We start from the raw sequence: 8541 nt of genomic DNA, 5'->3' as shown, positions 1-8541 counted from the left end.
CACAACACGAGCGGCATCATGAGCCGCAAGGAAGACGGCATCACAAGCCCCCGCGCCATGGAAAACCACAGCTACGCCACCTGGAACCAGGACGTGGAGCAGGCCACCATCCGCGACATCGTAACCGCCGACGGCGGCGACTACGCGAAGCTCGAAATGGTGCCCTACGCCGTGGACGACGACGTAGCCGGCCTGCGCAGCAACGCCTTCGACAGCGTGTGGGTGTACGAGGGCTGGGCGGTTCAGAATGCCGAGCTGCAGAACTTCGCATACAACTACTTCTCCCTCATCGACTACGATGAGGCGCTCGATTACTACACGCCGGTCATCGCGGCGAATAACGACTTCCTGGCGCAGCAGGGCGACGTGGCGCGCGCATTCATGAGGGCTACGCGCAAGGGCTACGAATACGCGGTGGCCAACCCCACCGAAGCCGCGCGCATCCTGGTGGAAGCCGTTCCCGAGCTCGATTCCCAGCTGGTAACGAAGAGCATGGAATACCTGGCCGGCAAGTACGTCGACGACGCAAGCGAATGGGGCACGTTCGACGGCGAACGCTGGGCGCGCTACTACCAGTGGCTCAACGACAACAAGCTCGTCGAGACCGAGCTTGCCCTCGACGCCGGCTTCACGAACGACTACCTGGGATAGCGAACCCATCATGCAAGGACGACGCACGATAATGCAGGCTGGCGATAGCGGCGAGCGCATGCAGCCCTTCGCCATCGAGGGAAGCGGCCTAGAGATAGGCTACGGCGACGAGCTCATCGTCCGCAATGCGAACCTGCATGTGAGCGAGGGCGAAATCTGCTGCCTCATCGGGAAATCGGGATGCGGCAAGACGACGATCCTCCATGCGCTGGCGGGCCTCATCGCGCCCCGAAAGGGGCGCGTGTATGCGCACGGCCAAGACGTGACGGGCAAGCCGGGCCACATCGGCTACATGCTCCAGAAGGACCTGCTTCTGCCCCACAAGCGCATTATCGACAACGTCGCCCTTCCCCTCGTTCTGCAGGGCATGGGCAAAGGCGAGGCGCGCGAAAAGGTCGCGCGCCTCTTCCCCACGTTCGGGCTCGACGGCACGGAGCGCATGTGGCCCCATCAGCTTTCGGGAGGCATGAGGCAGCGCGCCGCGTTCCTGCGCACCTATGCAACGGGAGCACGATGCCTGCTTCTGGACGAGCCCTTCAGCGCGCTCGACGCCATGACGCGTGCCGACATGCGCGCATGGTTCACAGGCGTTGCAAGCGAGCTCGGGCTTTCGGCGCTCGTCATCACGCACGACGTAGACGAAGCCGTCGCGCTGGCGCAACGCATCTACGTCCTCGCGGGGAACCCGCAGGCAGGCGAGCCCTCCACCATTCGCACCGCCATTTCCGTGGAACGAAACGCAGCGGAAAACGAGCCGTTCGAGCTAAGCGAGGAGTACCTGCGCGCAAAGAAGGCGGTTTGGGCCGCCCTTAGGGGCAACAACGACGCCAATTAACCAATTCCCCAGCTAAATCGCTAAGTTCACCCAATCTATGTGGATGGGAAAACGCAAATACCCGCGTTTTGGGTGGTAGACGAATGCACCGCGCAAAGGAATACTTTGCCCCATGATTACCCGCCGGCCGCGTTCGTGGAAGCACGGAGGCATACATCTGGGAGATGGCTCGCGGGAAATCGTGGGAAGACGAGCGCAGGCACCGACCATAGGCTGGAACACCCTACCTTTGGCGGCTTTCTTTAGCCAATCGGCTCTCCACCGGACTTCGCAGCGTGACCACAACCCCCTATATGCTGCACCGGCGCCGCCTGCTTGCCCCCGGCCTACGCGTGCCGCGCTTCGTCACCCAGCGTAGGCAATTAGCACCGCACGCAAATCAAACCAAAACGAAAAGGGCGCGCCCCGCAATGGGACGCGCCCTTGGCTATTCTTGCGCCAGATGCGCTAGACGAGCTTCTTGCCGAACACGGCGGCAATCTCGCGCAGGTCGGCCAAGAGGTCCTTGAACTGCATGGGCGTGAGCTGCTGCGCGTTGTCGGACTTCGCGTTCTGCGGGTCGGGATGCACCTCGACCATGATGGCGTCGCAGCCGGCGGCGATTGCCGCGCGCGCCAGAGGCGGCACCAGGTCGCGAACGCCCGCAGGATGGCTTACATCCACGCAGATGGGATACAGGCTCTGCTTGTGGATGACAGGAACGGCGGAGATGTCGAGCGTGAAGCGCGTGGACGTTTCGAACGTGCGCAGGCCGCGCTCGCACAGCATGACGTTGTCGTTGCCGTTCATGGTGATGTATTCCGTGGCCGACAACCATTCGGAAACGCTGTTCGCCAGGCCGCGCTTGAAGAGAACGAGCTTATCGCTATCGGCGGTTACCTGGCCCACCGTACGCAGGAGGCTGAAGTTCTGGCAGTTACGCGCGCCAATCTGCAGACCGTCGACGTAGCTGTGCACCATGGGGCAATGAGCCGAATCCATGATTTCCGTAAGCGTCTTCAGCTCGTACTTCTTGCCGGCTTCCTGCATGATCTGCAGGCCAGCCTCGCCCAGGCCCTGGAACGAATGCGGGTTGGTGCGCGGCTTGAACGCGCCACCGCGAATCCAGTGCAGACCCTCTTCGGCAACGACTTCGGCCACAGCCGCGAACTGCTCGTACGACTCCACCGCGCAGGGGCCGGCGAAAATGGTTATCTCATCGGTGCGGGTGCCGTAATCGGGAAGACCCTGCACGCCTTTTAGCTTGGACTCACTCATGCGGACGGCATCTCCTTCGAAACCTTGAGGATGGCGGCGTAAATCTCACGGAGGTTATCGGGATACAGCGGACCCTCGTTATATTCCTGAACGCGCGCGAAAATCTCTTCCTCGCGCTTCGGGTCGAACAGGCCCATATGGGCGCCCGGCTTCAGAGCGCGGATGGCAAGCTGATGCGTTGCACGCTCGTTCAGCAGAGCGACAAGCTGCTTGTCAATCGCATCGATTTCGCTGCGATGGGCCTGAATACGCTCGAAGTTTTCCTCTTGCTCAGCCATAATGCATCCTTTCGTACGGCAATTTGGCATATCGTAGCAAGAAACACTATCGCGCGATAGAGTGATATCGGGGTTTCACGCGGAAAATGCGCTGCGCACGCGCGGGAGGATTGCGCGCATGCCCGCGCCGATGATAATTGCTAGAATGCTTTCAATGAAATCGAAAATCTCCTACATAGCAAAAGACAACGCCATCCTCATTGTCGCACTGGCTTGCTTCTGGGCCTTTCTGCACGTAAGCCCCTATTTCCCCATCTCTCTTTCGCCTACGTTCGCCTCCTCGCAATTCGCGGACATCCCCGCCCGGCACGCCCTCTACGCCATTGTCCTCATCGTGCTCTACGCGTTGGCTATCGCGACGTGGCCGCACGGGAGGCCACGGGCGCTTGACGCCATCGTCCTCTCGGCGGGCGTAGCGGGGCTCGTCGGCGAAGCGCTCATCTGCTTCGATGCGCCGAGCTCCCTCGAAGCCACATGGGGAATCGGGTCGCCCATCATCGAGGGAATCGCAATCGCCTTGTGTGCCTATGCGGTGGCAGCTTTCACAATTGCCCTGCTCGAGCGTGCGGCCACGCTTCCGGGCAACAGAGCGGTCATCGTCATCGCACTCTCGTATTGCCTCTTCAGCACCCTATGGATCGCGGCAACGCTCGTCGCTCCGCAGCTCTGCATGCCGGCGCTGCTCGCGTGCCCCATCGTATGCGCCACAGCAGCGTTTTACGAAAACCGAAAGAGCGCAGAGGAAAAATGCGAGGGCGCAGAATCCGAATCGACAATCCACCCTTCCACCTCGGAACTTTCGCAGGCGCGCTCCGGCGAAATGCGGAAGGTGCTCGCCCTCTGCCTGGTATTCGTGTTCTTTGCGGCGATATGCGTTCGCTTGTTCACGGCCATGGAGCAAGGCACGCTCACCGCGGGAACCCTGCAGGGCATCCCCTATGCCATAACGGCCCTAGGCGGTCTGGCCGGCTGCGTGGCGCTCTGCCTGCTCGCGTCTCGCCATGGCCACTCATCACGCATCATATTCACGGCCTTCGCCCTGCTCTCCCTCCTCTTCATGGGAACGCTTCTACTCGTTGCCACCTGCGGCGACGGAACCGGGACCTTGCTTGGCAAGCGCCTCATGGTAAGCGGCGAGCACCTCTTCGCCGTCCTCGCCGCCATCATCGTCGCCACCAACGCTACGGGAAACCCTTCTGCCTCCATTCGCCCCCTCGCCCTCTTCGGCATGCTCGTCGTCGCGCTGCCCCAGTTCATTTCGATTGACCTTCTCTCGATTACCGGAATCCTCGCATACGCAACGGGAGCCAACCTCATCATCCCCATCGCCTGCATCTCCGCCTTCCTCGCCGCATCGAGCATCGTGCTCCTGCTCCTCCAGAATGCAGCGCGCACCAACCAGGAAGCCGCGATGTCCAACGCAGACTGGCAGCGCAATCTCGTCCTGCGCGCCTGCGAGGGCAAGGGCATCACGCAACGTGAGCTCGACATCGCCGTGCTCACCTATCGCGGGCTATCGGCAAAACGTATTTCCGAAGAGCTGTTCATTAGCGAGAGCACGGTAAAGACGCACCAAGGCCACCTCTACCGAAAGCTCGACATTCACCGCAAGCAGGATTTCATCGCCTACGTCGACGCCTTCCGCAACTAGACGCATTTGGCGAAGCACCAATCGCATACCAAGTAAAACTCCCTATCTACCTGGGCAATGTACGTTTCGTATGAGTTCCGTGCGCAGAAATGGCCGTTTCGCCCGACGCGCGAAACACACCCCTCCCCTACCCTTGAGGCACCCAAACGGGCTTTCAGCAGACAAGGTCGCAAGACCGGACACAGAGGAGGGAAAATGGGTATCACATCCCACGGCCTTTCACGCCGAGCGTTCCTACGCGACGCCGGCATCATGAGCGTATCGGCAGCCGCGGCGGCAACGCTCGGCGGATGCGCCTCTCCAAAATCCAAATCGGAAAGCGCAACGGCATCCGCCAGCGTCGTCACCGAAGAGCTTCCCGTACCCGAAGTTGCCTCACCGGACACCACCTCGTACGAATGCGACGTGCTAGTGATTGGCGGAGGGTTCGCGGGCATGAACGCGGCTATGGCGGCGAAAAGCGCTGGTCGCAACGTCGTTCTCGTCGACAAGGGACGCCCCGGCTATTCGGGACTTTCGCCCTGGCCCTCAAGCCACCGCTGGTTCGACCCGGACATGGGCGACGATGCCGAGGCATTCCGCACCGCCATCCAGCGCGGAGGCGAATACGTCGTGAACCTCGATTGGTACCAGCAGTGGATCGACCACAGCAAGGAGGCATACGAGCGCCTGGTCGCATGGGGCATCATGGATCGCTACGACCGGGCAGCCGATACCTCCATCTGGGATTCCCTCGACTACCAAGCGTACTACGACAAGAACGCCGATCACGACCGCCACGCCCGCGTCGTTCCGCTCCTAGAGGAAAACGGCATTACCGTCGTTGACTACACGATGATTACCAACGTCGAAAAGGACGGGGGACGCATCGTGGGAGCCGTTGGCCTGCACGTTCCCTCGGCAACCGTCATCACGTTCAATGCCAAGGCAGTGGTTATGGCCATGGGCGGCGGCAGCTACAAGCCCACGGGCTACCCCGTTGGCGGCAACACCTTCGACGGCGAATACATCGCATACCATCTGGGCCTCCCCATTGCGGGCAAGGAATACGACGACTTCCACGCGACCACGAGCTTCGCCCCTGGCTGCAGCTTCATCAACAACAACTGGGACTATCTGGAGAACATCTGGCTCTGCGGCGGCGACATCACGGCCGACACGGCCGCAAGCTACGCGACAAGCAAAGAGAAGACGCTGGTTATGAGCCGCGTCACGAACACGGTAAACGGCGCGAGCGCCAATGACGGCACGAACATCGAGCATCAGGCCACAGCCGACATCACGCGCCGAGGCGGCACAGTCTCGGGTAACCCCAACGACATCCGCATTGGAAAGATGATGTCGCCCAAACCGAAGGCAGACGTATACGGCGCCGCGCTCGGCATGAGCGCCCACATGAGCAACGGCGTATTCTGCGGCCTGGACGACCTGGAGGGCTACACCGGCATACCCGGCCTGTGGGTTGCCGGCGACGGCGCGAACGCCAGCTCCCCCACGGGCGCAGCGTATCCCGTTGGCGTTGGCTTCACCAGCAATTACGCGAGCATCCAAGGCGACATCGCCGGCAAGTCGGCGGCGGCGTATGCGCAGACGGCCTCCGCCGGGACCATCTCCGCGGAACGCATTGCGGAGCTCTCCGAGGAAATTCTCGCGCCGATGAGCGTGGAAAAGGGCTTCTCCCCCGATGGCGCACGCGATCAGCTCCAGGCCATCATGTCGCCCTATTGGGTGCTCGTCGCCCAGGACGAGGCAACCCTGCAGGCCACGCTCACGCAAGTCATCAACATGCGCGACAAGGTCATCCCCAATCTCGCGGCCAGCAATCCTCACCAGCTGCGCATGGCAATCGAGATGAAGCACAAGGTTCTCTCCGCCGAGCTCAAGCTTCGCGCCAACCTGGAACGCAAGGAGAGCCGCGGCCTGCACTTCCGCACCGACTACCCATTCCGAGACGACGATAACTTCCTCTGTTACATCACGCTTACCAAGGGCGATAACGGCGAACCGGTTATCGAACGCATCCCCGTGAAAGACGAATGGAAGGGCGACCTTGGCGAGGACTATGCGTCGCGCTACAGCGTCCGCTTCCCCACCGAGGCGAAGGCGCTTGGGCTGCCCGAGGAGCAATCCAGCAGCAGCTGGGGTAAATAGAAAGCCAGAGAAGGAGGTTCATCATGGCCGTTCAGCGCTATGACCTAAATAAATGCGTCGGTTGCCAACATTGCGTCACCGTCTGCCCCATGGACGTGTTCCGCTTTGACACCACACAGATGAAGAGCATCATCGCATACCCGGAAAACTGCCAGAGCTGCGGGCAATGCTACGTGGGCTGCCAAGGGCGCAGCTTGGAGATTAGCTTCTACGCGAAGGATTTCCAGATGCCCGCAATTCGCGCCGTTGCCACCGACAATGCCACTCCCACGCACATCAAGGAAGCAATCATCGCAAAGCTGTACGAGACCCAGGAAGGCTAGGCAGCATATCGGCGCCCGAGCGCCAACGCCATAGGCATATCGCCCACCACAACCCCTCCCCGGCGGGCTATGCAAGGGCGCCGCCCTCCTGCAGCAGGGCGGTGCCCTTTTCATGGGCCGCCATTCATGCGCGCAAACGACCGAGGACAACGAAAACCGACCCGTGACGCTCCCTAGCGTTTTTATGAGAACGCGCCAACGCGCACGCGGCATTCGAACGCAGGCGCTATGATAGCGGCGTTTACACATTACGCGAAAGGCGGTAACAGTGGCGGAAACCACCCAGCAGAAAGTCATCGTACTGGACTTTGGCGCTCAGTACGGCCAGCTCATTGCACGTCGCGTGCGCGACCTGCATGTCTACTCGGAAATCCTGCCCTGCGATGCGCCTGCCGAGGAAATCGCAGCCGCACAGCCTTCCGCGATCATCCTTTCGGGCGGTCCGGCAAGCGTATACGCCGAAGATGCCCCCAAGGTCGACCCGGGCGTATTCGAACTGGGCGTGCCCGTGCTGGGCTTCTGCTATGGCCAGCAGATCATGGCCACCACCCTGGGCGGCACCGTGGGCCACACCGAAAAGGGCGAATATGGCGCTGCGCCGCTCACGCGCCAGGGCGAAAGCCGCCTTCTGGATGGCACCCCCGAAGAGCAGACGGTCTGGATGAGCCACCGCGACGCCGTAAGCCAGGTGCCCGAGGGCTTCACCATCACCTCCGTAACCGACACGTGCCCCGTTGCCAGCATGGAGTGCGCCGAGCGTAACCTGTACGCCACGCAGTTCCACCCCGAGGTGCGTCACACGCCCAACGGCAACACGATGCTCAGCAACTTCCTGTTCAACATCTGCGGGTTGGAAGCCAACTGGACGATGGAAGGCCTCATCGACTCGATGGTAGAGGGCATTCGCGCCAAGGTTGGCAACGATCGCGTCATCCTGGCCCTTTCCGGCGGCTTCGATTCCAGCGTGGTTGCCGCGCTGTGCGCACGCGCCATCGGCAAGCAACTCACCTGCGTGTTCGTGAACCACGGCCTGCTGCGCAAGAACGAGCCCGAGCAGGTTGAGGAAGTGTTCACCAAGCAGTTCGACGTCGACTTCGTGCACGTGCATGCCGAAGAGCGCTACGCCAAGCTGCTCGACGGCGTAACCGAGCCCGAGCAGAAGCGCCGCATCATCGGCACGCAGTTCTGGGAGGAGTTCTTCGCCGTGGCCCAGCATACGGGCGGAGTGAAGTACCTGGCCCAGGGAACCATCTATCCCGACATCATCGAGAGCGGCGCTCCCAAGACGGGCGGCAAGGCTTCCACCATCAAGAGCCACCACAACCTCATCCCCTTCCCCGAAGGGGTGAGCTTCGAACTCATCGAGCCGCTGGACCACCTTTTCAAGGACGAGGT

Annotated in this window: 8 protein-coding genes; 6 read left to right on the top strand and 2 right to left on the bottom strand. The window is 61.5% G+C overall.

Annotated features, from left to right (window positions below; genetic code table 11):
- On the top strand, window positions 1-651 hold a 651-nt coding region (locus tag AC04P6_RS08885; RefSeq protein WP_475566271.1), incomplete at its 5' end, for an ABC transporter substrate-binding protein.
- Window positions 652-682: 31 nt separating this feature from the next.
- Window positions 683-1486: an ABC transporter ATP-binding protein gene (locus tag AC04P6_RS08880; RefSeq protein ID WP_475566270.1), complete on the top strand. Its 804-nt coding sequence runs from the start codon at window positions 683-685 to the stop codon at window positions 1484-1486.
- Window positions 1487-1933: 447 nt separating this feature from the next.
- Here the strand turns inward: AC04P6_RS08880 and aroF are convergent, their stop codons facing one another.
- Both aroF and AC04P6_RS08870 read right to left on the bottom strand, forming a co-directional pair.
- Window positions 1934-2743 (bottom strand): 3-deoxy-7-phosphoheptulonate synthase, encoded by an 810-nt coding sequence (gene aroF / locus AC04P6_RS08875; RefSeq protein WP_475566269.1) that lies wholly within the window; start codon window positions 2741-2743, stop codon window positions 1934-1936.
- Entirely contained in the window at window positions 2740-3021 is a 282-nt protein-coding gene (locus tag AC04P6_RS08870; protein ID WP_475566268.1) for a chorismate mutase, read from the bottom strand. Before AC04P6_RS08870 ends, aroF begins: the two co-directional genes overlap by 4 nt.
- 154 nt (window positions 3022-3175) lie before the next feature.
- On the opposite strand from AC04P6_RS08870, the gene AC04P6_RS08865 reads away from it, so the two are divergent.
- The 4 genes from AC04P6_RS08865 to guaA form a co-directional block, all read left to right on the top strand.
- Window positions 3176-4672 (top strand): helix-turn-helix transcriptional regulator, encoded by a 1497-nt coding sequence (locus AC04P6_RS08865; protein WP_475566267.1) that lies wholly within the window; start codon window positions 3176-3178, stop codon window positions 4670-4672.
- A gap of 195 nt (window positions 4673-4867) precedes the next feature.
- The gene (locus AC04P6_RS08860; RefSeq protein ID WP_475566266.1) at window positions 4868-6823 is read left to right on the top strand and encodes an FAD-dependent oxidoreductase; all 1956 of its coding nucleotides are present in this window, start codon (window positions 4868-4870) and stop codon (window positions 6821-6823) included.
- 23 nt (window positions 6824-6846) lie between these two features.
- The gene (locus AC04P6_RS08855; protein ID WP_475566265.1) at window positions 6847-7146 is read left to right on the top strand and encodes a 4Fe-4S dicluster domain-containing protein; all 300 of its coding nucleotides are present in this window, start codon (window positions 6847-6849) and stop codon (window positions 7144-7146) included.
- Window positions 7147-7414: 268 nt separating this feature from the next.
- Window positions 7415-8541 (top strand): glutamine-hydrolyzing GMP synthase (gene guaA, locus AC04P6_RS08850; RefSeq protein ID WP_475566264.1); only part of this gene is annotated, 1127 nt, incomplete at its 3' end.

Source organism: Denitrobacterium sp., from assembly GCF_056180635.1.
The sequence above is the reverse complement of the archived record's forward strand: the minus strand, read 5'-3'. Positions and strand labels throughout refer to the sequence as shown.

Bases quoted from the DNA above. Each gene is read 5' to 3' on its own strand.
- AC04P6_RS08870 (WP_475566268.1), bottom strand. From the start codon at position 3,021: ATGGCTGAGCAAGAGGAAAACTTCGAGCGTATTCAGGCCCATCGCAGC.
- AC04P6_RS08855 (WP_475566265.1), top strand. From the start codon at position 6,847: ATGGCCGTTCAGCGCTATGACCTAAATAAATGCGTCGGTTGCCAACAT.
- AC04P6_RS08865 (WP_475566267.1), top strand. From the start codon at position 3,176: ATGAAATCGAAAATCTCCTACATAGCAAAAGACAACGCCATCCTCATT.
- aroF (WP_475566269.1), bottom strand. From the start codon at position 2,743: ATGAGTGAGTCCAAGCTAAAAGGCGTGCAGGGTCTTCCCGATTACGGC.
- AC04P6_RS08860 (WP_475566266.1), top strand. From the start codon at position 4,868: ATGGGTATCACATCCCACGGCCTTTCACGCCGAGCGTTCCTACGCGAC.
- AC04P6_RS08880 (WP_475566270.1), top strand. From the start codon at position 683: ATGCAGGCTGGCGATAGCGGCGAGCGCATGCAGCCCTTCGCCATCGAG.